The sequence below is a fragment of the Nocardioides thalensis genome (assembly GCF_013410655.1).
Taxonomy (GTDB): Bacteria; Actinomycetota; Actinomycetes; order Propionibacteriales; family Nocardioidaceae; genus Nocardioides; species Nocardioides thalensis.
In genome coordinates this window covers 1,531,730-1,557,360 of the sequence record NZ_JACCFP010000001.1, presented here as the reverse complement: position 1 = coordinate 1,557,360, position 25,631 = coordinate 1,531,730, and the positions used below count along the sequence as shown (strand labels likewise).

23 protein-coding genes and 1 pseudogene are annotated in these 25,631 nt (G+C 71.5%); 10 read left to right on the top strand and 14 right to left on the bottom strand.

What is annotated here, in order from left to right; genetic code table 11:
- The first annotated feature begins 32 nt into the window (after positions 1-32).
- From HNR19_RS07680 to HNR19_RS07660, 5 genes are read left to right on the top strand one after another with little or no spacing between them, the layout of a single operon-like run.
- The gene (locus HNR19_RS07680) at positions 33-2,081 is read left to right on the top strand and encodes an alpha-1,4-glucan--maltose-1-phosphate maltosyltransferase (protein WP_179667363.1); all 2,049 of its coding nucleotides are present in this window, start codon (positions 33-35) and stop codon (positions 2,079-2,081) included.
- Positions 2,078-3,784, top strand: coding sequence for a maltose alpha-D-glucosyltransferase (gene treS / locus HNR19_RS07675; RefSeq protein ID WP_179667362.1), 1,707 nt, complete (start codon positions 2,078-2,080; stop codon positions 3,782-3,784). The genes HNR19_RS07680 and treS overlap by 4 nt, the downstream gene beginning before the upstream one ends.
- The gene (locus HNR19_RS07670; RefSeq protein ID WP_179667361.1) at positions 3,784-5,205 is read left to right on the top strand and encodes a maltokinase N-terminal cap-like domain-containing protein; all 1,422 of its coding nucleotides are present in this window, start codon (positions 3,784-3,786) and stop codon (positions 5,203-5,205) included. Before treS ends, HNR19_RS07670 begins: the two co-directional genes overlap by 1 nt.
- Complete coding sequence (gene glgB, locus HNR19_RS07665; RefSeq protein WP_179667360.1) at positions 5,202-7,220, top strand: 1,4-alpha-glucan branching protein GlgB; 2,019 nt, start codon at positions 5,202-5,204, stop codon at positions 7,218-7,220. The genes HNR19_RS07670 and glgB overlap by 4 nt, the downstream gene beginning before the upstream one ends.
- A gap of 29 nt (positions 7,221-7,249) precedes the next feature.
- Positions 7,250-8,020, top strand: a complete 771-nt coding sequence (locus HNR19_RS07660; RefSeq protein WP_179667359.1) for an NUDIX domain-containing protein — start codon at positions 7,250-7,252, stop codon at positions 8,018-8,020.
- A gap of 24 nt (positions 8,021-8,044) precedes the next feature.
- On the opposite strand, the pseudogene HNR19_RS07655 reads toward HNR19_RS07660, so the two are convergent.
- Positions 8,045-8,914: pseudogene (locus HNR19_RS07655) on the bottom strand (EamA family transporter); the annotation flags it as partial.
- Between the two features lie 46 nt (positions 8,915-8,960).
- Between HNR19_RS07655 and HNR19_RS07650 the strand changes: the two are divergent.
- Positions 8,961-9,851: a LysR family transcriptional regulator gene (locus HNR19_RS07650; protein ID WP_179667358.1), complete on the top strand. Its 891-nt coding sequence runs from the start codon at positions 8,961-8,963 to the stop codon at positions 9,849-9,851.
- 210 nt (positions 9,852-10,061) lie between these two features.
- On the opposite strand, the gene HNR19_RS07645 is transcribed toward HNR19_RS07650, so the two are convergent.
- The 5 genes from HNR19_RS07645 to HNR19_RS22630 all read right to left on the bottom strand — a co-directional run bounded on the left by HNR19_RS07645 (position 10,062) and on the right by HNR19_RS22630 (position 14,152).
- Positions 10,062-10,808, bottom strand: coding sequence for an EI24 domain-containing protein (locus HNR19_RS07645; RefSeq protein WP_179667357.1), 747 nt, complete (start codon positions 10,806-10,808; stop codon positions 10,062-10,064).
- Between the two features lie 28 nt (positions 10,809-10,836).
- Positions 10,837-11,790 (bottom strand): co-chaperone YbbN, encoded by a 954-nt coding sequence (locus HNR19_RS07640; RefSeq protein ID WP_179667356.1) that lies wholly within the window; start codon positions 11,788-11,790, stop codon positions 10,837-10,839.
- A 29-nt stretch (positions 11,791-11,819) separates the two neighbouring features.
- The gene (locus HNR19_RS07635; protein ID WP_179667355.1) at positions 11,820-12,347 is read right to left on the bottom strand and encodes a PH domain-containing protein; all 528 of its coding nucleotides are present in this window, start codon (positions 12,345-12,347) and stop codon (positions 11,820-11,822) included.
- Positions 12,348-12,357: 10 nt separating this feature from the next.
- Positions 12,358-12,528 (bottom strand): hypothetical protein, encoded by a 171-nt coding sequence (locus HNR19_RS07630; RefSeq protein WP_179667354.1) that lies wholly within the window; start codon positions 12,526-12,528, stop codon positions 12,358-12,360.
- A gap of 148 nt (positions 12,529-12,676) precedes the next feature.
- A complete protein-coding gene (locus HNR19_RS22630; RefSeq protein WP_179667353.1) occupies positions 12,677-14,152 on the bottom strand; it encodes a M1 family aminopeptidase in 1,476 nt (491 codons plus the stop codon).
- Positions 14,153-14,326: 174 nt separating this feature from the next.
- On the opposite strand from HNR19_RS22630, the gene HNR19_RS07620 reads away from it, so the two are divergent.
- On the top strand, positions 14,327-15,217 hold the full coding sequence (locus HNR19_RS07620; RefSeq protein ID WP_179667352.1) for a serine protein kinase RIO: 891 nt from the start codon (positions 14,327-14,329) through the stop codon (positions 15,215-15,217).
- Positions 15,218-15,228: 11 nt separating this feature from the next.
- On the opposite strand, the gene HNR19_RS07615 is transcribed toward HNR19_RS07620, so the two are convergent.
- A complete protein-coding gene (locus HNR19_RS07615) occupies positions 15,229-16,383 on the bottom strand; it encodes an acyl-CoA dehydrogenase family protein (protein ID WP_179667351.1) in 1,155 nt (384 codons plus the stop codon).
- A gap of 109 nt (positions 16,384-16,492) precedes the next feature.
- Between HNR19_RS07615 and HNR19_RS07610 the strand changes: the two genes are divergently transcribed.
- Together HNR19_RS07610 and HNR19_RS07605 are read left to right on the top strand one after the other, a co-directional pair.
- A complete protein-coding gene (locus HNR19_RS07610; RefSeq protein ID WP_179667350.1) occupies positions 16,493-17,209 on the top strand; it encodes a winged helix-turn-helix transcriptional regulator in 717 nt (238 codons plus the stop codon).
- A 20-nt stretch (positions 17,210-17,229) separates the two neighbouring features.
- On the top strand, positions 17,230-18,084 hold the full coding sequence (locus tag HNR19_RS07605) for an LOG family protein (RefSeq protein ID WP_179667349.1): 855 nt from the start codon (positions 17,230-17,232) through the stop codon (positions 18,082-18,084).
- Here HNR19_RS07605 and HNR19_RS07600 read toward each other — a convergent pair.
- The gene (locus HNR19_RS07600; RefSeq protein WP_246303491.1) at positions 18,066-19,232 is read right to left on the bottom strand and encodes a glycosyltransferase family 4 protein; all 1,167 of its coding nucleotides are present in this window, start codon (positions 19,230-19,232) and stop codon (positions 18,066-18,068) included. The two genes, HNR19_RS07605 and HNR19_RS07600, sit on opposite strands and share 19 nt — an antisense overlap.
- A gap of 121 nt (positions 19,233-19,353) precedes the next feature.
- Between HNR19_RS07600 and HNR19_RS07595 the strand changes: the two genes are divergently transcribed.
- Positions 19,354-21,045, top strand: coding sequence for a TIGR03767 family metallophosphoesterase (locus HNR19_RS07595; RefSeq protein WP_179667348.1), 1,692 nt, complete (start codon positions 19,354-19,356; stop codon positions 21,043-21,045).
- Between the two features lie 6 nt (positions 21,046-21,051).
- On the opposite strand, the gene HNR19_RS07590 is transcribed toward HNR19_RS07595, so the two are convergent.
- From HNR19_RS07590 to pyrH, 6 genes are read right to left on the bottom strand one after another with little or no spacing between them, the layout of a single operon-like run.
- Positions 21,052-21,846, bottom strand: coding sequence for a GNAT family N-acetyltransferase (locus tag HNR19_RS07590; protein ID WP_179667347.1), 795 nt, complete (start codon positions 21,844-21,846; stop codon positions 21,052-21,054).
- Between the two features lie 8 nt (positions 21,847-21,854).
- A complete protein-coding gene (gene rlmN, locus HNR19_RS07585; RefSeq protein ID WP_179667346.1) occupies positions 21,855-22,973 on the bottom strand; it encodes a dual-specificity RNA methyltransferase RlmN in 1,119 nt (372 codons plus the stop codon).
- Between the two features lie 37 nt (positions 22,974-23,010).
- Entirely contained in the window at positions 23,011-23,385 is a 375-nt protein-coding gene (locus tag HNR19_RS07580; RefSeq protein ID WP_246303490.1) for a hypothetical protein, read from the bottom strand.
- Positions 23,369-24,274, bottom strand: a complete 906-nt coding sequence (locus HNR19_RS07575) for a phosphatidate cytidylyltransferase (RefSeq protein WP_179667345.1) — start codon at positions 24,272-24,274, stop codon at positions 23,369-23,371. The genes HNR19_RS07580 and HNR19_RS07575 overlap by 17 nt, the downstream gene beginning before the upstream one ends.
- A 30-nt stretch (positions 24,275-24,304) precedes the next feature.
- The gene (gene frr, locus HNR19_RS07570; RefSeq protein ID WP_343047340.1) at positions 24,305-24,859 is read right to left on the bottom strand and encodes a ribosome recycling factor; all 555 of its coding nucleotides are present in this window, start codon (positions 24,857-24,859) and stop codon (positions 24,305-24,307) included.
- A gap of 51 nt (positions 24,860-24,910) precedes the next feature.
- Complete coding sequence (gene pyrH / locus HNR19_RS07565) at positions 24,911-25,624, bottom strand: UMP kinase (RefSeq protein WP_179667343.1); 714 nt, start codon at positions 25,622-25,624, stop codon at positions 24,911-24,913.
- Between the last annotated feature and the right edge of the window lie 7 nt (positions 25,625-25,631).

Genomic DNA, 25,631 nt, shown 5'->3' with positions numbered 1-25,631 from the left:
CTCGCAACCAGGAGCGTGGTTGGGTTGGAGCCATGGTCGGACGCATTCCTGTGATCGACGTGATGCCGCTGGTCGGACCCACCGGAGCGCAGGGCAGGCTCCCGGCGAAGGCCACGGTCGGCGAGCCCCTCCCCGTCTCGGCGACGGTGTTCCGGGAGGGGCATGACCAGTACGCCGCGGAGGCCGTGCTCATCGGCCCCGACGGCGTACGACGACCGCCGGTGCGCATGCGACGGCTCGACACCGTCGACCGGCACACGGTCGACCGCCACGTCGCCTGGGTGACGCCCGACGCGCCCGGCGCGTGGGCGTTCGAGGTGCACGCCTGGTCCGACCCGCTGCACACCTGGCAGCACGACGCCGGCATCAAGATCCGCGCCGAGGTCGACGTGGAGCTGATGTTCACCGAGGGCCGGATCCTGTTCGAGCGCGTGCTCGCGGTGGGCGGGCTGAGCTCGGAGGAGAAGGAGGTCGTCGAGGGCGCGATCGCCGCGGCCGACGACACGACCCGTCCGGCGCTCGCCCGGCTCGCCCAGCTGGAGTCGCCGGAGCTCACCGAGGTGCTGCACGCCCACCCGCTGCGCGAGCTGCTCACGGTCGAGGGCCCGTTCCCGCTCTACGCCGACCGGCGGCGCGCGCTCTTCGGCAGCTGGTACGAGTTCTTCCCGCGCTCCGAGGGCGCCCGCCACGACCCCGAGACCGGCAAGGTCGAGAGCGGCACGTTCCTCACCGCGGCCGAGCGGCTCGAGGCGGTCGCGGCGATGGGCTTCGACGTCGTCTACCTGCCGCCGATCCACCCGATCGGGGAGGTCAACCGGAAGGGCCCCAACAACACGCTGACCCCTGGCCCCGACGACCCGGGCTCTCCGTGGGCGATCGGCAGCAGGTTCGGCGGCCACGACGCCGTCCATCCCGACCTCGGCACGGTCGCCGACTTCGACGCCTTCGTCGCGCGCGCCTCCGAGCTGGGCCTCGAGGTCGCGCTCGACCTGGCGCTCCAGGCGGCGCCCGACCACCCGTGGGTCAGGGAGCACCCGGAGTGGTTCACCACCCGCGCCGACGGCACGATCGCCTACGCCGAGAACCCGCCGAAGAAGTATCAGGACATCTATCCGATCAACTTCGACAACGACCCCTCCGGCATCGCGCAGGAGGTGCTCCGGGTCGTGCGGCACTGGATGGACCACGGCGTCCGCATCTTCCGCGTCGACAACCCGCACACCAAGCCGGTGGCGTTCTGGGAGTGGCTGCTCGCGCAGGTGCGGGGTACAGACCCCGACGTGCTCTTCCTGTCCGAGGCGTTCACGAAGCCTCCGATGATGCGCACGCTCGGCGCGATCGGCTTCCACCAGTCCTACACCTACTTCACCTGGCGCACCGCGAAGGAGGAGCTCGCCGACTACCTGGTCGAGGTGAGCTCGGAGTCCGACCACCAGATGCGGCCGAACTTCTTCGTGAACACGCCCGACATCCTCCACGCGTTCCTGCAGTACGGCGGCCCGCCGGCCTTCAAGATCCGCGCGGTGCTCGCGGCGATGGCCTCGCCCAGCTGGGGCGTCTACGCCGGCTACGAGCTGTTCGAGCACGTGGCCGTGCGTCCGGGCAGCGAGGAGTACCTCGACTCGGAGAAGTACCAGATCCGCATCCGCGACTGGAAGGCGGCCGATGCCGGCGCGGACGGCACGCGGACGCTGGCGCCGTACCTCACCAGGCTCAACGAGATCCGGCGCGCCCACCCCTCGCTCCAGCTGCTGCGCAACCTGAAGATCCACGCCACCGACGACGACCACATCCTGTGCTTCACCAAGACAGCCGGGTCTCGTGACGGCCGCGGGGCGGCCTCCTCGACCACCGGCACCAGCGACGACATCGTGATCGTCGTGGTCAACCTCGACCCGCACACCACCAGGGAGACGATGCTGCACCTCGACCTGCCGGCGCTCGGCCTCGCGCCCGACGCCCGCTTCTCCGTCCTCGACGAGCTCAGTGGCAACGAGTGGCAGTGGGGTGAGCACAACTACGTGCGGCTCGACCCCCAGGTCGAGCCCGCCCACGTCCTCACCGTGCGGAGGCACGGGTGACGGCGCCCGGCCACCCCGGTCACGTCGTCCTCAACGACGAGCCGGAGTGGTACCGCACCGCCGTCTTCTACGAGGTGCTCGTTCGGTCGTTCCGCGACTCCGACGCCGACGGCACCGGTGACTTCCGCGGGCTGACCGAGAAGCTCGACTACCTCGCCTGGCTCGGCGTCGACTGCCTGTGGGTGCCGCCGTTCTTCATGTCGCCCCTGCGCGACGGCGGCTACGACGTCTCCGGCTACACCGAGGTCCTGCCCGAGGTCGGCACCGTCGAGGACTTCCAGGAGTTCCTCGACGAGGCGCACAAGCGGGGCATCCGCGTGATCATCGACTTCGTCATGAACCACACGAGCGACGCGCACCCGTGGTTCCAGGCCTCGCGCAGCGACCCCGACGGCCCCTACGGCGACTTCTACGTCTGGTCCGACACCGACGAGCTCTACCAGGACGCGCGCATCATCTTCGTCGACACCGAGCCGTCGAACTGGACGTGGGACCCGGTGCGCGGGCAGTACTTCTGGCACCGCTTCTTCCACCACCAGCCCGACCTCAACTTCGACAACCCCGCGGTCCACGACGCGATGCTCGAGGCGCTGTCGTTCTGGCTCGACATGGGCCTCGACGGGTTCCGGCTCGACGCCGTCCCCTACCTCTACGAGCGCCCGGGCACCAACGGCGAGAACCTCCCCGAGACGCACGAGTTCCTCCGGAAGGTCCGCAAGTACGTCGACGACCACTACCCGGGCCGGGTGCTGCTCGCCGAGGCCAACCAGTGGCCGGCCGACGTCGTCGACTACTTCGGCAAGGGCGACGAGTGCCACATGTGCTTCCACTTCCCGGTGATGCCGCGCATCTTCATGGCGGTCCGGCGGGAGTCGCGCTTCCCGATCTCCGAGATCCTCGACCAGACGCCGCCGATCCCCGACGGCTGCCAGTGGGGCATTTTCCTGCGCAACCACGACGAGCTGACGCTCGAGATGGTCACCGACGACGACCGCGACTACATGTGGGGCGAGTACGCCAAGGACCCGCGGATGAAGGCCAACATCGGCATCCGCCGCCGGCTCGCGCCGCTGCTCGACAACGACGTCAACCAGATGGAGCTGTTCACCGCTCTCCTGCTCTCGCTGCCGGGCTCGCCGGTCCTCTACTACGGCGACGAGATCGGCATGGGCGACAACATCTGGCTCGGTGACCGGGACGGCGTACGCACCCCGATGCAGTGGACGCCCGACCGCAACGCCGGCTTCTCGGCGGCGACGCCGGGCAAATTGCACCTGCCCGTTATCCAGGACCCTGTCTACGGGTATCAGTCGACCAATGTCGAAGCGCAGCTCGAGAACGCCTCCTCACTCCTGCACTGGACGCGTCGGATGATCCACGCGCGCCGCAAGCACCCCGCGTTCGGGCTCGGCACGTTCACCGACCTCGGCGGCTCGAACCCGAGCGTGCTCTCCTACGTCCGCGAGCACGACGACGGCAGCCCCGACGGCGACGTGATCATGTGCGTCAACAACCTCTCCCGGTTCCCGCAGCCGGTCGAGCTGGACCTGCGCCGGTTCGAGGGCCGGGTCCCGGTCGAGCTGCTCGGCGGCGTGCCGTTCCCCGCCGTCGGCGAGCTGCCCTACCTGCTGACGCTCAGCGGCCACGGGTTCTACTGGTTCCGGCTCACCGACCCCGACACGACGGGGAGGCCGGTGCTCTGATGGCCACCCGGCTGGAGTCCCTGCACGAGTACATCGGCCAGGCCCGCTGGTTCGGTGGCAAGGGCCGTGACTTCTCGGTCACCGGCGTGACCCGGCTCGGCGAGGTCGGCGACCCCGGCGACGGCCACCGGGTCGTCGTGGACCTCGTCGAGCTCACCTATGACGACACGGGCGAGCGCGAGCTCTACCAGCTGCCGCTGGTGCTCTACGACGAGCCCGAGGGCCGCCTCGACCACGCATTCGTGGGCTGGTGGCAGGAGGGCGAGGGCGACGACGACTGGGTGCACGCCTACGACGCCGTCCACGACCGGGCCGCGATGGCGCGCTACCTCGAGACGTTCGTGCGCACCCCGACCTCCCCGGTGGTCGAGGGGTCTCGACAACCGGACGAAAGCCGTCACGCGACCCTCACCTTCGTCCGGCTCGAGGGCCACGAGCTCGACCCCGACACCCACGGCACCCTCTTCAGCGGCGAGCAGTCCAACTCCTCGGTGCTGTACGGCGAGGACGCCGTGCTCAAGGTGTTCCGGAAGATCACGCCGGGCGAGAACCCCGACATCACCACGCACCGGGTGCTGACCGAGGCGTCGTCCGAGCACGTCGCCCAGCTGTACGGCTGGATCGAGGCGCAGACCCACGACGGGATCCTCCACCTCGCGATGCTCCAGCAGTTCCTGCGCACCGCGAGCGACGGTTGGGACCTGGCCGTCGCCAGCGTGCGCGACCTGTTCGCCGAGGCCGACCTGCACGCCGAGGAGGTCGGCGGCGACTTCGCGTCCGAGGCGGCGCGGCTCGGGGTCGCCCTCTGCGAGGTGCACCAGCAGCTGGGCGAGTCGTTCGGCACCGGCACCGTGAGGGGCAGCCACGTCGCCGAGCTGATGAACGACCGCCTCGACGAGGCGATCAAGGTCGTCAGCGAGCTCGAGGAGCACGCCGACCGCCTCCGTGGCGCGTTCGCCGCGCTCGGCGACCTCGGCGACCTGCCGGTCCAGCGCATTCACGGCGACCTGCACCTCGGCCAGACGCTGCGCACCGTGCTCGGCTGGAAGCTCGTCGACTTCGAGGGCGAGCCCGCCAAGCCGCTGGCCGAGCGGCTGTTGCCGGACTCCCCGTGGCGCGACGTCGCGGGCATGCTCCGGTCGTTCGACTACGCGCCGCACGCGGTCGCGTGGTCGGTGCCCGAGGAGGACCGCGACGTGCTGGAGCAGCGCCGGCACCGGGCCGAGGAGTGGGCGGCCCGCAACAAGCGCGCGTTCCTCGAGGCCTACACCGACAACGACGAGCTCACCCACGAGCAGGGCGTGCTCGTCGCGGCGTACGTCGCTGACAAGACCGTCTACGAGTGCGTCTACGAGGCCCGCAACCGGCCATCGTGGCTGCCGATCCCGCTCTCGGCGATCGCACGGATCGGAACCCCATGACGACTCCCGAACCCCCCACCGCACGGACCTTCGCGCCCACGCTCGGCGAGGTCGACCTGCACCTGGTCAACGAGGGGCGGCACGAGCAGCTCTGGCAGGTGCTCGGCGCCCACGTGCGGGAGCTGCCCGACCCCGCCACCGGCAAGCCGGTCGCTGGCACGTCGTTCGCGGTCTGGGCGCCCGCCGCCCACGCCGTCAGCGTCATCGGCGACTTCAACGGCTGGGACGGCAACGCCCACCCGATGCGCACCCTCGGCGAGTCCGGCGTGTGGGAGACGTTCGTGCCCGGCATCGACGGCGGCACGACGTACAAGTACCTGATCCACGGAGCCGACGGCATCTGGCGGCAGAAGGCCGACCCGATGGCGTTCTACGCCGAGCAGCCGCCGGCGACCGGGTCGCGGGTGTTCCACTCCAGCCACACCTGGACCGACGACGCGTGGCTGGCGCAGCGCGCCCGCCGTACCGCCGTCTACGAGCCGATGTCGGTCTACGAGATGCACCTCGGGTCGTGGAAGCGCCACCCCGACGGGTCGTTCTGGACCTACGACGAGCTCGCCGCCGACCTGCCCGACTACCTCGCCGACCTCGGCTTCACCCACGTCGAGCTGATGCCGGTCATGCAGCACCCCTTCGGCGGCTCGTGGGGCTACCACGTGACGTCGTACTTCGCGCCCGACGCGCGCTTCGGCGACCCCGACGGGCTGCGCCGGCTCATCGACCGGCTGCACAACGCCGGCATCGGCGTGATCCTCGACTGGGTGCCGGGCCACTTCGCCACCGACGAGTGGGCGCTGGTGCGGTTCGACGGCACGCCGCTCTACGAGCACGGCGACCCGCGGCGCGGCTGGCACCCCGAGTGGGGCTCCCACATCTTCAACTTCGGGCGCAGCGAGGTCGCCAACTTCCTCTACGCGAACGCCGTCTACTGGCTCGAGGAGTTCCACGCCGACGGCCTGCGCGTCGACGGCGTCGCCTCGATGCTCTACCTCGACTATGCGCGCGGCCACGACCAGTGGCTGCCCAACGAGTACGGCGGCCGCGAGCACCTCGAGGCGGTGCGCTTCCTCCAGGAGATGAACGCCACCGTCTACAAGCGGGTGCCCGGCGTGGTCACCATCGCCGAGGAGTCCACCGCCTGGCCCGGTGTCACCGGCGCGACCTCGGGTGGCGGGCTCGGCTTCGGCTTCAAGTGGAACATGGGCTGGATGCACGACACGCTCGGCTACCTCCAGCGCGAGCCGGTGCACCGCGCGTGGCACCACGGCGAGCTGACGTTCTCGCTCGTCTACGCGTTCTCGGAGAACTACGTGCTGCCGCTCAGCCACGACGAGGTCGTGCACGGCAAGGGCTCGCTCCCGCGCAAGATGCCGGGCGACAAGTGGCAGCAGATGGCCAACCTGCGGGCCTACCTCGCGTTCATGTGGGCCCACCCCGGCAAGCAGCTGGTCTTCATGGGCAGCGAGTTCGCCCAGGAGAGCGAGTGGGCCGAGCAGCGCGAGCTCGACTGGAGCCTCCTCGGCGACCCGCTGCACAGCGGCATGCACGCGCTGGTCCGCGACCTCAACCACCGCTACCGCGACCTGCCCGCCCTGTGGCGGCAGGACAACGAGCCCGCCGGGTTCTCGTGGATCGACGCCCAGGACGCGGGGCACAACGTCGTCTCGTTCCTCCGCCACGGCGGCGACGGCGTGCCGGACCTCGCGTGCGTGGTGAACTTCGCCGCGGTCCCCCACCACGACTACCGCCTCGGCCTGCCGGTCGCCGGCCGGTGGGAGGAGGTGCTCAACACCGACGCCGAGTCCTATGGCGGCTCGGGCGTGGGCAACATGGGCGCGGTCGAGGCTGTCGCGTCGCCCGACCTCGAGGCGCGCGCCCCGGGCGGTCAGCCCGCGGTCGCCGTACTCTCGCTGCCGCCGCTGGCCGCACTGTGGCTGAAGGCGCCCGACCCCGACGTGGTGCCGGGAGCGGTCACTACGGCGACCGACGCGGACGACCCGACCGGCCCGCTCTGAGCCTCCGGCCCGCCCACTAAGGTGGCCCTGTGCCGGGGCAGGAGATCGAGCTGACGACCGTCGACGAGGGCGTCGCCCGCATCGCCTGGTCCCCCGACCTCGCGGAGCGCGGCTGGCAGGCCGCGGTCGACGTCGTACGACGCGAGGTGGCCGCGGCCCTCGCCGAGCACGGCCGGGTCGAGACCAAGGTGCCCGCCGACGACCCCGACGCGCAGCGGATCGCGACCTGGTCCGGACTGCGGCGCGAGGGCGTGCAGCGCGGCGTCGGCGGCGACCTGGTCGTCTACGCCCGGCTGGCCGACGACGTGCCGGTGCACGAGCCGGGCGGCTTCCGGGCGCTGCTCAACTCGTTCCTCCCGCGCAAGCGGGCGATCAGCCAGATGCTGGTGCGCGACCTCTCCGACGAGCCGCGGGTGCTGATGTGCCAGCTGACCTACAAGAACGACTGGGACCTGCCCGGCGGCGTGGTCGAGGTCGGCGAGTCGCCGCTGCTGGCGGTCGGGCGCGAGGTCGAGGAGGAGCTCGGCCTGCACCTGTCCCCCGGTCGGCTGCTGCTCACCGACTGGCTGCCGCCATGGGGCGGCTGGGACGACGCGCTGTGCCTCGTCTTCGACGGCGGCGCCCACGACGCAGCGCTCGTCGACAGCATCATCCCGCAGGCGCGGGAGATCCGGTCAGCGGCGTTCTGCACCCTCGACGAGGTCGACGAGCGGGCGGCCGACTTCACCGCTCGCCGCGTCCGCGCCGCGCTCGCCGGCATCGCGGGCGGCGGTACGCCGTACACCGAGTCGGGCCGCTGAGGCCGGCGGGCGGAGCGCGACCAGCACGCCCAGCACGAGGATCGCCCCGCCGACCAGCTCACCCGCGGACGGCCGCTCGTCGAGCAGCAGCCACGCCGAGCCCATCGCGACCGGCGGCACCAGCAGGATCCACGGCACCACCGCCGCCGACGGGTTGCGCGAGAGCAGCCCGTTGAAGATGCCGTAGCCGACGAGCGAGGCGAGGCCGGCGGTGTAGAGCGTGGACAGCGCCGCCTGCCAGCCGAACGCGTCGACCGCCTGGGACAGGCCGTCCGGGCCGTCGATGACGAGCGACAGCAGGACCAGCGGCACGGGTACGACGACCGCGGACCACACCGTGAGCGCCAGCCCGCCCGTCGCGCCGGACGCGCGCGAGACGACGTTGCCGATCGCCCACAGCAGCGCGGCGACCAGGCAGAGGGAGAGCGCGAGCAGGGGGACGTGGCCCCCACGCCCGAGTCCCACGACCACCAGTCCGGCCGCGCCGAGCGCCACGCCGGCGACCTGGGCCGGAGTCGGCCGCTCGCGCAGCACCGCGGCCGCGATCACGATCGTCAGCACGACCTGGGCCTGGAGCACCAGACCGGCGAGGCCCGCGGGCATCCCGGCCGCCATCGCGGTGTAGAGGAACGCGAACTGGCCGAGCGACATGAATGCCCCCACCGCCAGGATGACCCGCCACGGCACGTCCGGCTTCGGCAGCAGGAAGATCGCCGGCACCACGACGACCGTGAACCTCAGCGCCAGGAACAGCAGCGCCGGGACCTCGTCGCTGCTGTCCGCCGCCATGCCCCAGTCGATGACGACGAAGTTGAAGCCCCAGATCGAGGCGACGAGGGCAGCGAGGAGCGAGTCACGGCGGGACACGTCGTCCAGTCTGGCGGCGCAGATCATGAAGCACCAGCGAACAAAACTGCAGATAAACGGGTAGCGTTGCTGCATGATCGATCTGGCTGCCCTCGCCGGTCTCCGGGCCGTCGCGACCCATGGCTCGGTGATCGCCGCGGCGACGGCCACCGGCTTCACGCCGAGCGCCGTCTCCCAGCAGGTGAAGCGCCTCGAGAAGCAGGTCGGGGTCCCCCTGCTGGAGCGTGTGGGCCGCGGCGTCATCCTCACCAGCCACGGCCAGCACCTCGTCGAGTCGGGCGAGCGGGTGCTCGCCGACCTCGAGGCGCTCGAGGCCGATCTCCAGCACCGCGCCGGCGTGGTGACCGGCCACATCCGGCTGGTGGCGTTCTCCACCTCGATGCGCGGGATGGTCGCGCCCGTGGCCCGGCGGCTGCTCGACACCTATCCGGACCTGCGGCTGACCCTCGAGGAGCGGGAGCCCTGGGAGACCGTCGACCTGGTGGCGAGCGGCCGCTGCGACGTCGGGCTCGTGCATCGCTGGGGCGGCGTGGCGTTCGCGGTGCCCGACCACGTCGTGACGACCCGGGTCGCCGACGATCTCGCCGACCTGATCGTGCCCCGCGACCACCCCCTCGCCGGCCGGGGCACGGTGACGCCGCACGACCTGCTCGACGTCGGCTGGATCGCCACGCCCGAGAACACCATCTGCCGCCAGTGGCTGCACCGGATGTACGACGGGACGGGCCGGCCGCCGCGGATCGCGCACGTCTCCTTCGAGTTCGAGTCCCACCTCGCGCTCGTCGCGGCGGGCCTCGGGGTCGCGCTGGTGCCGCGGCTGGGCCGGGCCCCGCTCGGCGACGACGTCGTCGCGGTCGAGGTCACCGACCCCCGCCCCGTGCGCCTGGTCGACGCCCTCCACCGCCGCACGATGACCGACTCCCCCGCCGTCGACGCGGTCCTCGCCGCCCTCCGCACCCCCTGACCCCCGAGTCGGCAGAAGCTCGCACGCGCGGAGGCGCGAGTCGGCAGAAGTTCACACGCGCGGAGGCGCGAGTCGGCAGAAGTTCACACGTGCCGAGGCGCGAGTCGGCAGAAGTATGTGACCACCTTCTGCCGACTCGACCGGTCTGAGCGACCAACTTCTGCCGACTCGCGCTCCCTCAGCTGCGAGCTTCTGACGACTCGCGCTCCCTCAGCTGCGAAGTTCTGCCGACTCGGCGGCGTCGAGGGCCTCGCGGGCGAGCATCGTGGAGCCGACGACGGCGGCGGGCATCATCGCCACGGCACCGAACGGCACCAGGAAGCACAGCTGCACGGCCACGCCGAAGCCGAGCATCGTCGGCTCGTGGTCCTTGAGCAGCGCCTTGCGGGCGGCGCGGTCCATGCCGCGCGCCTCCAGGGCACGGGAGACCAGCTCGCCGGCGAGCAGCCGCCCGGAGACGACGACGCCGAGGACGGCGCCGAGGATCGCCCCGATCACGGGCAGCAGGCCGACCAGGAAGACGCAGATCGTGGTGACGAGGCCCAGGAGGATCAGGCCGATGCCGTCGCGGATCCCGCGCAGCCAGCCGACACCGGACTCCGGCACCTCGCCGCCGAGCATGAGCTCGGTCTCCTTCCAGATCCTCTCGTAGAAGGGGTCGCCGACAGCGAGCGTGAGCCCGGTGAACGTCACGATCGACAGGAACCCGGCGCCCACGACGAGCGCGACGTAGAGACCCCAGCGCAGCACGCGGCGCCAGAGCGTGGACCAGTCGTCGGCGAACGGCGTGGCCCACCCGATCAGGTCGTCGGCGAACACGACCAGCGCCACCAGGGCCGCGACGAGCACGACCAGCATCACGAGGGCGGGCACGATGCCGAGCAGCATCAGTCCCGGCCGCTGCCGCCACATCTTCAGGCCGCGGAACAGGAAGCCCGCGCCGTGCGCGAACGTCATGGCCGGTCCTCGTCCCGCCCCGCCCGGCTCAGAAGAGCGCCGAGGCGAGGGCCTGCCGGCCCTTGAGGACGCGGGGGTCGTCATTCCCGACCGCGCCGAAGAGCCCGATCAGGTGCTCGCGGGCGCGGTCGCGGTCCTTGCCGGCGGTACGCCGGACCAGCTCGATCAGTCGCGCGAAGGCGTCCTCGACGTGGCCGCCGAGCATGTCGAGATCGGCCACCAGCGTCTGGGCGTCGACGTCGTCGGGCGCGGCGGCGGCAGCGGCACGCGCCTCGTTGAGGTCGACCCCCTGGGTGCGCTGGAGCACCTTGGCCATCGCCAGGCCGGCGGCGGCCTCGGTGTCGGCCGGGTTGGCGTCGACGAGCTTCTGGTACTCCGCCACGGCGGTGTCGATGTCCCCCGCCTCGAGCGCGTCCTGGGCCGGCGCGTACCGCGGGTCGACAGCCTGCTCCGCGTCGTCGCCACCCGCGGCCGGAGCCGCGCCCGACTGCGGCTGGTGGCGGCCGGTGATGCCCTGGGAGGTCAGCTGCTGCGCGAGCTGGTTGAAGAGCGTGCGGATGTCGTCGATGGGCGCCGCGCCCGGGATCGGCTGGGTCGCCGGCCGGCCGTCGAGGATGACGAGCATCAGCGGCACCTGCGGGATCTGCATCGCCTGCGCGATCTGCGGCACGGCATCGACGTCGACGGACGCGGCGAGGAAGCGGCCGTCGTACTCGCCCGCGACGGTCGCCACGTCGGCCGCCATCTGGGTGCTCTCCGGCGACTGCGACGGCGAGTGGAACACCAGCACGACCGGAGCCGTCATCGACGACTCGAGGACGGACTGGAAGTTCTGCTCCGTGATCTCGACGGAGTACGCCGACGAGGCCGCCGCCGGAGCGGGATCGCCGCCTGCCGCCACCTGCGCGGGTCGGGCGGGCTGGGCCGGTCGCTTGAGCGCGGAGAGGTCGATCGCTCCACCGCGCAGGGGAGGCTGCGTCATGCCGCCATCCTAGAGAGGCCGCGGCAGCGTCAATTCGGCACCCGCGGGCCGCGGAGGCCCGAGCGCTGCACGACGCGCTGGATCGCCAGGTCGCGCTCGTCGGGTCGGCCCACGTAGCGGATGTCACGGAGCCCCTGCTCCTGGGCGGCGGACTCGAACACGAAGTGACCGAACCCCAGGACGCGACCGTGCAGCGGCTTCTTCACGGAGATGTCGAGGATCCGGTGCAGCGGCATGGTCGCGAGGTGCTGAGTGAGCACGCCGTGCACGCGGAACACCCGCATGTTGGTGATCACGAACCGGTCGCGGTGCTCGCGGACCACGCCCCACGCGCCCCTCAGCAGCAGCACGAACGCCGCGACCAGGAAGGCCCACGCCAGGTTGACGTGCACGAACGGGCTGACGACCAGCAGCACCAGGCCGACCAGCCCCTCGAACCCCGGCCGGAGGTAGGAGACCCAGTGGTGGCGCACCTCGTCGACGACGACCTCGCCCTCGTCCCGGAGGAGGTGACGCCCGATCCGCGGGTCGCCGATCCAGGCGAGGAAGCCGCCCACGTGGCCTTCCTCAGCCCATCTCGCCGATGAAGTCGATCAGGCCCGTGAAGAGCTGGGTGGTCAGCGACCAACCCCCGGCGCCGGCCTCCTTGGCCGTGTCGGCCAGCCCGGACGGGTCGGTGAACATCCAGAACCCGAGGAAGACCACGATCGCGACCACGATCAGCTTCTTGGCGTTCATGTCCGGTGTTCTCCATCCTCAGTCGTCGGGCGCCGCGCACGGCGCACGTGCGTCCGGCCCGAGCGGGCGCACGTCAGTCACATTGGTAGCAGCACCCGCGCCGGTACGGCGGGAGGCGCGCCTGCGCCGTACCCCAGTCGCCGAGGCGTCAGAACCCGTTGCGCTCGGTGGGCTTCGGCGGGCGCGGCGCCTTCAGCCACACCCGGAAGAACCGGTCGAGGCCGTGCCCGGCGACGTCCTCGGCGAGCGCGATGAACTCCCCGACGCGGGCGGTCGAGTGTCGCTTCTCGGTCGCCCAGGTGCGCAGCATCCGGTCGAACGGCCGGCCGCCCAGCTTGCCGCGCAGGGCTGCCAGCGCCATCGCACCACGCTGGTAGACGGCCCACGCGAAGATCCGACGCGGCCCCGGGTCGGTGAGGTCGACCCGCCAGAAGCTGCCCCAGCGCTTGGTCTCGCGGTAGTTGCGCTCCAGCCACCGCGGGATCGACTCGTCGCCGTGCTCGGCGTAGTAGACGGCCTCCATGTACGTCGCGAAGCCCTCGTTGAGCCAGATGTCCCGCCAGCGGTGGATCGCGACCGAGTCGCCGAACCACTGGTGGGCGAGCTCGTGCACGAGCACCGCGGTGCCGATGCCGCCGGAGTACGTCGGCCGGGTGGTGTTCTCGAGCGCGAAGCCCGAGGACAGGTCCGTCACCAGGCCGCCCGTGCTGTCGAACGGATAGTCACCGAGGTGCTCCTCCAGCCATACCGTCACCGGGCCGCTGCGGTTGACCGTGCGCTTGATGTACCCGCGCGACCCGTCGGGGAGCCGCTTCGAGACGGCGGTGACCCACGGGATGCCTCCGGTCCTCCCTGTGGAGACGGCGAAGTCACCGGCGGCGAAGTAGGCGAGGTACGTCGTCGTCGGCTGCGCCAGCCGCCAGTGCGTGGTCGCGAGACCGCCGTCGACGACCCGGCTGACCCGCTTCCCGTTGCTGATGACGTCCTTGTCGGCATCGGTCGTCACCCTGATGTCGAAGGTCGCCTTGTCGCGCGGGTGGTCGTTGGACGGGAACCACCACGGCGCCATGTGCGGCTCGTTCATCGTCACGACCTCGGTGCGGTCGGCCAGCCAGTTGGACTCGCCGGCGTAGGACAAGGGGGCCGGCTGCTTGGTCGGGTGGTCACACTTCGGGTCTTTGGGGTTCCACGGCACGTCAGGCCGCGGCTCTCCCCCGTAGGTCACCTCCACGGTGAATGTGTCGCCCGCAGTGACCTCTTCTGCGGGCGTGACCACGAGCTCGTGGCGACCGGCCTTCTCGGCCTCGGCCGGCACCCCGTCGACCACGACTCCTTCGACGCCGAGAAGCAGGTCGAGGTTGAACGAGGACAGATCCTGGGTGGCTCGCACCTCGAGGGTGCTGACGCCGTCGAGGCGTGCGGGGTCGCATCTGGTCTGGAACTCGTAGGTGACGCCGACGTCGTAGTGCAGGACGTCGATGCCCCCGTTGCCGTCGAGCGGGAAGTAGGGATCGCCGATCCCGTCGTCGCCCGGGGCCAGGACCGCTCCGGCCGGGACCACCGCGGCGGTGCCGACGGCGGCGACGAGGGCGAGCGAGGTCAGCAGGCGCGTGGGCTTCGGCACCGGGACAACCTATCCCGGCCCCGGTCGCGGTAAATCGGTGGAAAGCGCACCACTCCCCGGGCCACAATGCACCGACACGTGCCCGCAGCGGACGAGAGGAGGCCGACATGTCCACGACTGTCCTTGGCCTGCCCGCAGACCACCTCTCCCTCTCTTCCAGGAGCACGACCACCGATGGAGCATCTCTCCACCCCTAGCAGCACCCCTCTCCCCAGCGGCACCGACGCGGACCCCCTCGACGAGCGGTTCGTCTTCGACTTCGTCGCGTACGACGACCTCGGCGACGGCCAGCGCTGGAGCACCTGGCTCGACGTCGAGCCGCTCTCGCGCGGGCCGGAGCCGCGGCCCGACTGGGTCGTGACCTCGCAGGGCGCGATCGACACCGACCTCGGGATCCTCAAGACCGGCAAGGAGGCCGACGTCTTCCTGCTGGAGCGCTCCGACCCGCACCTGCCCGGCGAGTCCGTGGTGATGGCGGCGAAACGCTACCGCGCGCCCGAGCACCGCACGTTCCACCGGTCGGCGTCCTACACCGAGGGCCGGAGCATGAAGCGCTCCCGCGACGAGCGGGCCGTGAAGCGCAAGAGCACGTTCGGCCGCCAGGTCGCCGCCGGCGAGTGGGCGGTCTCGGAGTGGTCGGCGCTCAACCGGTGCTGGTCGCTGGGGCTGCCGGTCCCCTACCCCGTGCAGATCGACGAGACCGAGATCCTCATGGAGTGGATCACCGTCGAGACGCCCGACGGTCCGGAGACCGCGCCGCGCCTGGCGCAGACCCGGCCCGAGCCGGACGTGCTGCGCAGCTACTACGACCAGCTGCGGGACGCGCTGTCCACGCTGGTGCAGGCCGGTCTCGTGCACGGCGACCTGTCGCCGTACAACATCCTGGCGGCGGGCGAGCGGCTGGTGATCATCGACCTGCCGCAGATCGTCGACCTGGTCGGCAACGCCGCCGGGTTCGACTTCCTGCTCCGCGACTGCACCAACGTGTGCTCGTGGTTCGCCCGCCGCGGGCTGGAGGTCGACCCCGACGCGCTGTTCGCCGAGCTGATGGCCCACGCGTTCTGAGACTCTAGGTCTCAGGTCAGGAGTCCGGGCACCCCGAGCGCGTGGCGCCCGGACTCCACCAGCGTGGCCTCGGGCGAGAGCGGGTGGAACCTGATCGCGCGGACGTCGCGGTAGGCACGCTCGACGACGGAGCCCTTGAAGAACCCCGGCCCGCCGGCCAGATCCATCGCGAGGTCGCAGACCTCGATCGCGGCGCGGGCGACCTCGGCCTTCGCAGTCATCACCGCGAGGTAGGCGTCGGCCGACGGCGCGGGGTCATCCCCCACGGCAGCCAGCGCGCCGTCCAGGGCCCAGGTTGCTACCTGGAGCGCGCTGCGCATCCGGCCCACCTGGCGCTGCACGAGCGGGTCGTCGGACCGTCGCGCCGCGACCTCGAGCGCGGCGCCGTACGCCGAGTCCGCGACGCCGAGGTAGGCCCCGCAGATGATGGGGAACGCGACCTGCGAGATGACCTGGAGCGGGCCGTCGACCACCCCGTAGGGCCGGTTCGCGAGCACCTTGTCCTCCGGCACGAACACGTCGGTCAGCACGACGTCGTTGCTCGCGGTGCCGCGCATGCCGAGGGTGTCCCAATTGTCCGCCACGGTGACGCCCTCCGCGGCGAACGGGACCGCCATGTTGAGCACTCGCTTGCCCTGCTCGGGGTCGTCGTGGACGAACATCGTCGACATCACCGCGCCCGCCTCGGAGAGGCTGGCGAAGCGCTTGTGGCCGGTGACGCGCCAGCCGCCGTCGACCTTGACCGCCTCGCCGCGCGGATGCGTGTAGTCGCCGCCGCCGGTGGACACGATCAGGACCTGCTCGTCCGCGACCTTGCGCAGCGTCGCCTCGGCACCCGGCAGGCCGCGGCGGAACCGCCACGCGGTGAACGCGACGACGTGCTGGTGCATCCCGCTCGCCAGCGCCGTGGAGCCGCAGTGGCGCCCGAGCTCGCGCTGGAGCGCCGTCAGCTCGGCGATCGTCGCGCCGCCGCCCCCGAGCTCGGTCGGTACGGCGGCCGCGAGCAGCCCGGCCGCGCGCAGCGCGTCGAGCGACTCGCGCACGAGGGTGCCGTCGCGGTCGTGCCGCGCGGCGTGCTCGGCGAGGGTGGGGCCGAGCATCGCTGCGCGCTCGACGAGGGTGAGGTCGGTCGTCTGCTCCGTCGGGAGCGGGGCTGTGGTGGTCATGTCTTCGAGGGTCCGCCGAGTGCGATCCGGCCACTAGTCCACGATCGCGACCGGGCTGGTCCATGAAAGTGACCACACAACCCGGCCCGGCGGGTGCACCATGATCGACATGCCCGACTACGGAGACTTCTGCCCGGTCCAGATGGCCGCCGAGGTGGTGGCGGACCGGTGGACGCCGCTGATCATCCGCGAGCTGGTGCTGGGCAACACCAGGTTCAACGACATCGCCCGAGCGATGCCGGGGATCTCGCGGTCGCTGCTGGTGCAAAGGCTGCGACACCTGGAGCGCAAGGGCGTCCTCGAGACCTGGCCCAGCCCGACGGGTCGCGGCAGCGAGTACCACCTCACCCCGGCCGGCCGCGACCTCGAGCGGGTGATCGACAGCCTCGGCCGCTGGGCGATCGAGTGGCTCTTCGACGAGCTGCGACCCCACGACGTGCCGCCGACGACGCTGATGTGGTGGATGCACCGGCGCGTCGACCGCGACCGGTTCCCGCCGCACCGCACGGTCGTCGAGTTCCGCCACACCGCTCCCTCCCCCGAGACCATCTGGCTCGTCATCGACCGCGGCGAGGTGTCGGTCTGCATGCAGCATCCCGGCTTCGAGGTCGACGTCTTCGTCGGGGCCACCACGCCCGACCTGGCCGACGTGTTCCAGGGCTACTGCACCTGGCGCGAGGCCGTCGACGCCGGCCGGATCCAGGTGCAGGGACCGCCCCGGCTGGTCAACGCCCTGCCCACCTGGTTCCTCTGGAGCCCGTGGGCCGAGGTCACCCGCGAACGCGCGGACCGGGGGGCGCGCGCCGAGGAGCCCGCCGCCGGCTAGGCGGATTAGGGTCGGTCGACGTGACCGAGCCCGGCCAGCACCGAACCACGCTCTACTCCGCCGACGAGCTCTACGACGCGCGGCCCTACGACCGGAGCCTCGACGGACGGGCCTACGCCTGGTCGCGTACGGCGAACGCGCCCCAGGAGATGCTCGCGCGGGTGCTCCACGACGACGGCATCGACACCGCCCTGGCCACCTGGGTCGCCGGCAGGTCGCTGGTCGGCGTGATGGGCGGTCACGCGGTCGAGCGGGGGCAGCCGGCGTACGCCGCCGCCGCCCAGCTCGGCCGGCTGCTCGCCGAGCACCACACCGTCGCGACCGGCGGCGGGCCGGGCGCGATGGAGGCCGCGAACCTCGGCGCCCGGCTCGGCGCTGCGCCGGCGGAGGCTCTCGACGACGCGCTCGCCACGCTCGCCGCCGTACCGTCCTTCCTCCCGTCGGTCGACGCCTGGGCCGACGCGGCGCGGGCCGTGATCACGGCTCACCCGGACCCGACCGAGTCGCTCGGCGTGCCGACCTGGTTCTACGGCCACGAGCCGCCCAACCTGTTCCCCACCGCGATCGCGAAGTACTTCCGCAACGCGCTGCGCGAGGCGATCCTGCTCCAGATCTGCAACGCCGGGATCGTCTTCCTGCCGGGAGCCGCGGGCACCGTCCAGGAGATCTTCCAGGACGCGTGCGAGAACTACTACGCCGACGAGTCCGCCGTGGCGACGATGGTGCTCGTCGGCCGCGCCTACTGGACCGAGACCCTGCCCGCCTGGCCCCTGCTCCAGGCGCTGGCCCGCGGCCGGGTCATGGAGTCGCGGATCCACCTCGTCGACACCGTCGACGAGGCTGCCGCGCTCTTCGATCAGCCGGCCAGCGCATAGCTCCGGGCGGCGATCGCCTCCCGGTAGTGGCGCACCAGCAGCTCGTTGACCCGCTGCCACGAGCGGTCCTGCACGGCGCGCAGGGCGGCGGCACCCATGACCGTCCGCAGCGCGGGGTCGCGCACCAGACGGTCGACGTGGCCCGCCAGCTCGCGGCCGTCGCCCGGCTCGTAGAGGAAGCCGTTGTACCGGTCGGCCACGACGTCGATCGGACCGCCGGACCGCGGCGCGACGACGGGTACGGCGGAGGCGAGCGCCTCCTGCGCCGACTGGCAGTAGGTCTCGTATCGACCGGTGTGGACGAACACGTCGAGCGAGGCGTAGGCCCGGGAGAGCTCCTCGCCGTGGAGCAGGCCGAGGAAGTGCGCCTGCGGCAGCAGTGCCCTGAGCCGCTCGTCCTCGGGGCCGCCGCCGACGATCACCAGCGCGAACCGCGGGTCGCCGTGCAGGTGCGCGAGCAGGTCGAGCTCCTTCTCGGCGGCCAGGCGGCCGACGTACCCGACGAGCAGCCGGCCGTCGCCCAGCCGGCGACGGAGGCCCGCGTCGCGGAACCGCGGGTGGAACGACGCGAGGTCGACGCCGCGCGGCCAGCGGTGGACGCCGGGCACGTGCAGCGCGCTGAGCTGGTCGAGGGATGCCGTCGAGGGCGCCAGGGTGCGGTCGACCTGCACGTGGATCTTGCGGGTCAGCGCCGCCGCCGCGCGGCAGCCGCCGGGCACGTCGTACCGCTCGGCGAAGCCGACCAGGTCGGTCTGGTAGATCGCGACGGTCGGGATGCCGAGCTCGGCCGCGGCCTTCGCGGCCTGGTAGCCGAGGGTCGCCGGCGAGGCGATGTGGACGACGTCGGGACGGAACCGCTGCATCACCGCCCGCAGGCGCCGGCGGGTCTCCAGGCCGAGCCGGAAGTCGGGATAGAACGGCAGGTTGGCACCGCGGGCGCGGGTGACCGGGAACCCGGCGTAGCTCTCCGGACCCGTCGGCGCCACGAGCTCGGCGTCGTGGCCCTCGGCGGAGAGGTGCTCGAGCACGCGGCGCACCGAGTTGGTGACGCCGTTGATCTGCGGCAGGAACGACTCGGAGACCACCAGCACCCGCAGCTTGGGCGGGGCGGCGGAGGCCGTCCGGAACGAAACCATGGTGTCGACCATGCCTCGGAACCTAGGAAGGTTCGCGGAACTGATCGTCACGGTCACGGGTGTGGCGCGTGACGGCAACATGAACGCCCGTGCTTGCACGTGACCCGGCTCACAGGTCAGTCGTTGGGTCCGCGTGGATCTCTCCCGTCGCAACCTCTTCCGCGCTGGCGCCGCTACGGCCGCGCTCGCCGCCGTGTCCCGCATCGCCTCGCCCAGACTGGCCGCCGCCGCGGTCGCCGCCCGCACCACGCTCACCGCAGCGTTCGGTCCGGGCCCGGCCAACGCGCTGGGCTACCGCACGATCGTGTCCCTTCCGGGAGAGGCACGCGTCGTCCGCACCGACCTCGGGGTCGCCGCCCTCGACGGCCGCGAAGGCCGCCGCCAGGCGCTCCAGTCCTTCGTCCAGCTCAGTGACATCCACATCGTCGACACCCAGTCGCCGGGTCGGGTCGAGTGGCTCGACCGGATCGAGACGACCGGGTTGTTCGGCTCCTCCTACCGGCCGCAGGAGATCCTCAGCGCCCAGGTCTCCGACGCGATGGTGCGGGCCGTCAACGCCCAGGCCGCCGGGCCGGTGACCGGTCTGCCGTTCTCGTTCGCCATCGAGACCGGCGACAACACCGACAACTGCCAGTACAACGAGGTCCGCTGGAACATCGACGTCCTCGACGGTGGCACGGTCCGCCCCGACAGCGGGGCGCTCACCAGGTACGAGGGTGTGGCCGACAACAACGCCGCCTACTACGACGTGCACTACTGGCACCCCGAGCCGGTGCCGGCGGGCAAGAAGGCCGACCAGTACAAGACGAGGCACGGCTTCCCGACCGTGCCCGGGCTGCTGGACGCCTCGCGCCGCGCGTTCGACGCACCCGGCCTCGACATCCCGTGGTACTCCTGCTTCGGCAACCACGACGGCCTGATGCAGGGGAACTTCCCGCACACCATCCCCACCTCGCTGCTCGGCACCGGGGTGCTCAAGGTCATCTCGCCGCCCACCGGGCTCAGCGAGACCGACATCAAGGAGGCGCTCACCAACGCCGACCTGATGAGCCTGCTCGGCTCGCTGGTCGTGTCGCCGTACGTGCGCCTCGTCAGCGCCGACCCGAAGCGCCGTACCGTCACCCGCAGGCAGATCGTCGAGGAGCACTTCAAGACGACCGGCCTCCCCGAGGGCCACGGCTTCACGACCGAGAACCGGCTCAAGGGCACGGCGTACTACTACTTCGACCAGGACCGCGTCCGGCACGTGGTGATGGACAGCGTCAACCCCAACGGCTACCAGGACGGCTCGCTCGACCAGGCGCAGTTCACCTGGCTGAAGCAGGCCGTGTCGAGCGCGGCCGGCAAGGCGGTCATCGTCTACAGCCACCACACCAGCGACTCGTTCAACAACCCGCTGGTCGCGACCGGCGGCGACCTGTCGATCCCGCGGGTGCTCGGCGGGGCGGTCGTGGAGTTCCTGCTGTCCCAGCCGCGGGTCATTGCGTGGGTCAACGGGCACACCCACAAGAACCGGATCCTCGTCCACCGCCGCCCCGACGGCACCGGCGGGTTCTGGGAGATCAACACCGCGGCGCACATCGACTACCCCCAGCACGCGCGCATCATCGAGCTCGTCGACAACCACGACGGCACGCTGTCGATCTTCACGACGATCCTCGACCACGCGGGCCCCGCGACGGGCGGCCTCGCCGACACGACCGCCCTCGCCGGCCTGTCGCGCGAGCTGTCGGTCAACGACCCGCAGGCCAACATCGCGGCCGCGGCCGGTACGCCGGACGCGCGCAACACCGAGCTGCTCGTGGGCCGCCCGGCGGACTTCTGACCGCGCTCAGAGCGAGAGCCGGTAGGACCGCTCCTGCCCGTACGGCGCGAAGCCCGCGCGGCGCAGGATCGGCCCCGACGTCTCGACCCTGCCCTTGACGATCGCGAGCTCGCAGCCCTGCGCCACGGCGTAGGCGAGTCGGGCGGCGAGCAGCGCCCGGTAGACGCCCCTGCCGCGCGCCTCCGGCAGCACGCCGCCGCCCCACAGGCGGCCGTCGGGCCCGGCGACGGTGATCCCACCGGTCCCGACGGGCGCGCCGTCCACGTACGCGACGACCGCTCCCCCGCCCCCGGAGCGGAGCTTGGCCCGCTCGCCGGCGAACAGCCGCTCCAGCGCCGCGCGCTCCGGCCGGGTGCCGCCGAAGACGTCGGCGTTGAGGTGCACGCTGTCGACGAACGTCTCGATGTCGTCGGCCCAGCGCACGTCCACGTCGGCCGGCAGCGCCAGGTCGGGAGGATCCACCAGCGCCCGCGCCAGCACGTCGAGGGTCTCGTCGACCACGCCGCCGCGAGCGACGAGAGCGGCTTCGAGGCCGCCGGGCGCGTCGAGCCGGACCCAGGCGACGAGCTCGGTCAGGTCGGTGCCGTCGACCAGCTCGGTCCGCGCCCGCTCCAGGGCGTCGTCGAGCACCGTCTCGACGTCACGCTCCCGGGGCCGCACCACCAGCAGCTGGAGCGGGTGCTCGAACCACAGCGGGAACCGGACGGCCAGGTAGTCCTCGGCCTGGAGCACCCGCGCCTCGGACGGCACCCACAGCCACGCCGCGCTGGCGGCGTGGACGCGCGCCGGGCTCGGCTCCATGTGCGCGGCTACGGGGCAGCGGCGAGCTGGCCGCAGGCGCCGTCGATCTCCTGGCCGCGGGTGTCGCGGACGGTGGTGGGGACGCCCTTGGCCTCGAGGCGCCGGACGAACTCGCGCTCGTCCTCGGGGTCGGAGGCGGTCCACTTCGAGCCCGGTGTCGGGTTGAGCGGGATCAGGTTGACGTGCACCCAGCCGTGCCCGCGCTCGTTGAGCACGTCGGCCAGCAGGTCGGCGCGCCACGCCTGGTCGTTGATGCCGCGCATCATGGCGTACTCGATGGAGACCCGGCGGCCGGTCTTGGCGAAGTAGTCGTACGCCGCGTCGACGGTCTCGGCGACGGAGAAACGCGTGTTGATCGGCACCAGCTCGTTGCGAAGCTCGTCGTCGGGCGCGTGCAGGCTCAGCGCGAGGGTCACCGGGATGCCCTCGTCGGCCAGCTGCTTGATCCGCGGGACCAGCCCGACGGTGGAGACGGTGATGCCGCGAGCGGACATGCCGTAGCCGTCGGGGGCGGGGTCGGTGAGCCGCCGTACGGCGCCCAGGACCGCCTTGTAGTTGGCCAGGGGCTCGCCCATGCCCATGAAGACGATGTTGTTGACCCGTCCGCCGCCGCCGGGCACCTCGCCCCGCTCGAGCGCCCGGGCGCCGGCGATGACCTGCTCGACGATCTCGGCGGTCGACATGTTGCGCTGCAGGCCGCCCTGGCCGGTGGCGCAGAACGGGCAGGCCATGCCGCAGCCGGCCTGGCTGGACACGCACATCGTGACCCGGCCGGGGTAGCGCATGAGGACGGACTCGACCAGCGCTCCGTCGAACAGCTTCCACAGGGTCTTGCGGGTCGTGCCCTTGTCGGCCTCGAGCGTCCGCAGCGGCGTCATCAGCTCGGGCAGCATGGTCGCGACCAGCTCGTCGCGCTGCGCGGCGGGCAGGTCGGTCATCTGCGCGGGGTCGTCGACGAGCCGCGAGAAGTAGTGGGTCGACAGCTGCTTGGCGCGGAACGCCGGAAGACCCGCCTCGACGGCGAGCTCCTTGCGCTCCGCCGGCGAGAGGTCCGCCAGGTGCCGGGGAGGCTTCTTGCGCCCACGCGGTTCGGCGAGGACGAGAGGCAGCGGCTTCGGGTCGGACATCGACACGATTCTCCCACCCGCGCCGACGCGCCCGAAATCAACGATCGCGGGTGTAGAGGAACCAGCCGACGGCGAGGGCGACGCCGCCCACCACGAGCAGCGTCGCGACGGCGCCGAAGAGCATGTAGCGGGCGAACTTCCGGGTGTGGTGCGGCACCAGCAGCCCGATCGGTACGACGAAGGTCAGCAGCACGAACGGGAAGAGCGCCTGCGCCCGCTCGTAGCCGACGACCTCCTTGAGCAGCGCGGCGTACGTGCCGGGGATCAGGATGATGAAGACCATTCCGGTGAAGAACCCGGCGAGCGGGACGAACACGGGGTGGTCGCGGTGCCACCAGTCCGGGCGCAGCGTCTTCTTGTCGTCCGGGGTCCCGATCTCCTCCGGCACGTCCGGCTCAGCTGAAGACCGCATAGTGCAACAACAGCCAGACGGGGGCGATCGTGGCGAGCAGCGAGTCGAGGCGGTCGAGGATGCCGCCGTGTCCCGGGATGACCTGGCTCATGTCCTTCACGCCGAGGTCGCGCTTGATGACCGACTCGCACAGGTCGCCGAGGGTGGCCATCACGACGGCGATCAGACCGAGGCAGATGCCGACCCACCACTCGCCGTCGAGGAGGTAGACGACGAGCGCGACGCCGGCGCCGACGGTCGCGAGCAGCGAGCCGCAGAAGCCCTCCCACGACTTCTTCGGGGAGATCACCGGGGCCATCGGGTGCTTGCCGAACAGGACACCAGCGACGTATCCGCCGATGTCGGAGGCGATGGTGACCAGGACGAACGTGATGATGCCCGCGACGCCGTCGTCGTCGAGCCCGCCGCCGGTCCAGGTGTCGCCGCCCTCGGCGAGCATCAGTGCCACGAAGGAACCGAGGAACGGCAGGTAGACGATCGTGAAGACCGAGGCGGTGGCGTTCTTGACGTAGCCGTCGACGCCGCGGCGCAGCAGCCAGAGCATGACCACCAGGGCCGTGACGGCGGTGGCCGTGACGAGCGCCGCCGCGCCCGACACGTAGGCCACGACGACCATGACGACGCCGCCGACCATCAGCGGCTGCTCGGGCAGGTCGATGTCCTTGACGAGGAGTCCCTTGCGGATCTCCCACACCGCGACCACCACGGCGATCGCGACGATCAGCATGAACGCCGGCTTCCAGAAGTACAACGAGGCGCCCGCCGCGCCGAGCAGCACGACGGCTGACCCGACGGCGGCCTTGAGGTCTCGACCGGCCCGCCCGTGGTCCTTCGTGGGCGGTTCGGAAGACGTCGGCGCAGCGTCGGGCGGCTGGGTGGCGTCGCTCATCGAGGCGGGGTCCGCGGGTCCTGAGATCGCTCAGACCTCGAGGAGCTCGGCTTCCTTCTGCTTGAGCAGGTCGTCGATGGCGTCGGTGTGCTTCTTGGTCGTGCCGTCGAGCTTCTTCTCGGCGCCGGTGACGTCGTCCTTGCCGACCTCGCCGTCCTTCTCCAGCCGCTCGAGGTTCTGCTTCGCCTTCTGGCGGACCTGGCGCACGGCGACCCGGCCGCCCTCGGCCTTCTCCTTGGCGAGCTTGATGAACTCCTTGCGGCGCTCCTCGGTCAGCTCGGGGAAGACGCAGCGCAGCACCTGGCCGTCGTCGGAGGGGTTGACCCCGAGATCGGACTCGCGGATCGCCTTCTCGATGTTCGCCTTCGCGCCCTGGTCGAAGGGCTGGACCAGGATCACCCGAGGCTCGGGCGCCGTGAACGACGCGAGCTGCTGGATCGGGGTCGGCGAGCCGTAGTAGTCGACCATGATCTTGCTGAACATGCTGGGGGTGGCGCGGCCCGCCCGGATGGTCGCGAACTCCTCGCGGGTCGCGTCGACCGACTTGCCCATCTTCTGGTCGGCCTCGTTGAGGATGTCGTTGATCACCGGGTTCTCCTTCGTCCGTTCTGCTGGCTGGTCGGGCTGGGTCGGGGCTCAGCCCGCGTGGACCAGCGTGCCGATCTTCTCACCCTGCACCACGCGGCCGATGTTGCCCGCCACGGAGAGGTTGAAGAAGACCATGTCGATCTTGTTGTCGCGCGCCATGCTGATGCCGGTCGCGTCGGCGACCTTGAGGTCGCGGGTGAGGTACTCGTCGTAGGTCAGCTCGCCGAACATGGTCGCTCCGGGAACCTTGTTCGGGTCGGCGTCGTAGACGCCGTCGACGCCCTGCTTGCCCATCAGGATGACCTCGCAGCGGGTCTCCAGGGCACGCTGGGCCGCCACCGTGTCGGTGGAGAAGAACGGCATGCCTGCGCCGGCGCCGAAGATCACGACGCGGCCCTTCTCCATGTGCCGGATGGCGCGGCGCGGGATGTAGGGCTCGGCGACCTGGCCCATCGTGATCGCGGTCTGGACACGGGTCTCGACGCCGTGCTGCTCGGTGAGGTCCTGCAGCGCCAGGCAGTTCATGACCGTGCCGAGCATGCCCATGTAGTCGGCACGGGCGCGCTCCATGCCGCGCTGCTGGAGCTCGGCACCGCGGAAGAAGTTGCCGCCACCGACCACGATCGCGACCTGGGTGCCGCCCTTGGCGACCTCGGCGACCTCCCCGGCGATCCGGTTGATCACGTCGAGGTCGAGGCCGACGTCGCCGCCACCGAACACCTCACCCGAGAGCTTGAGCAGCACGCGCGCGTATCCCGTCACGAAGGCG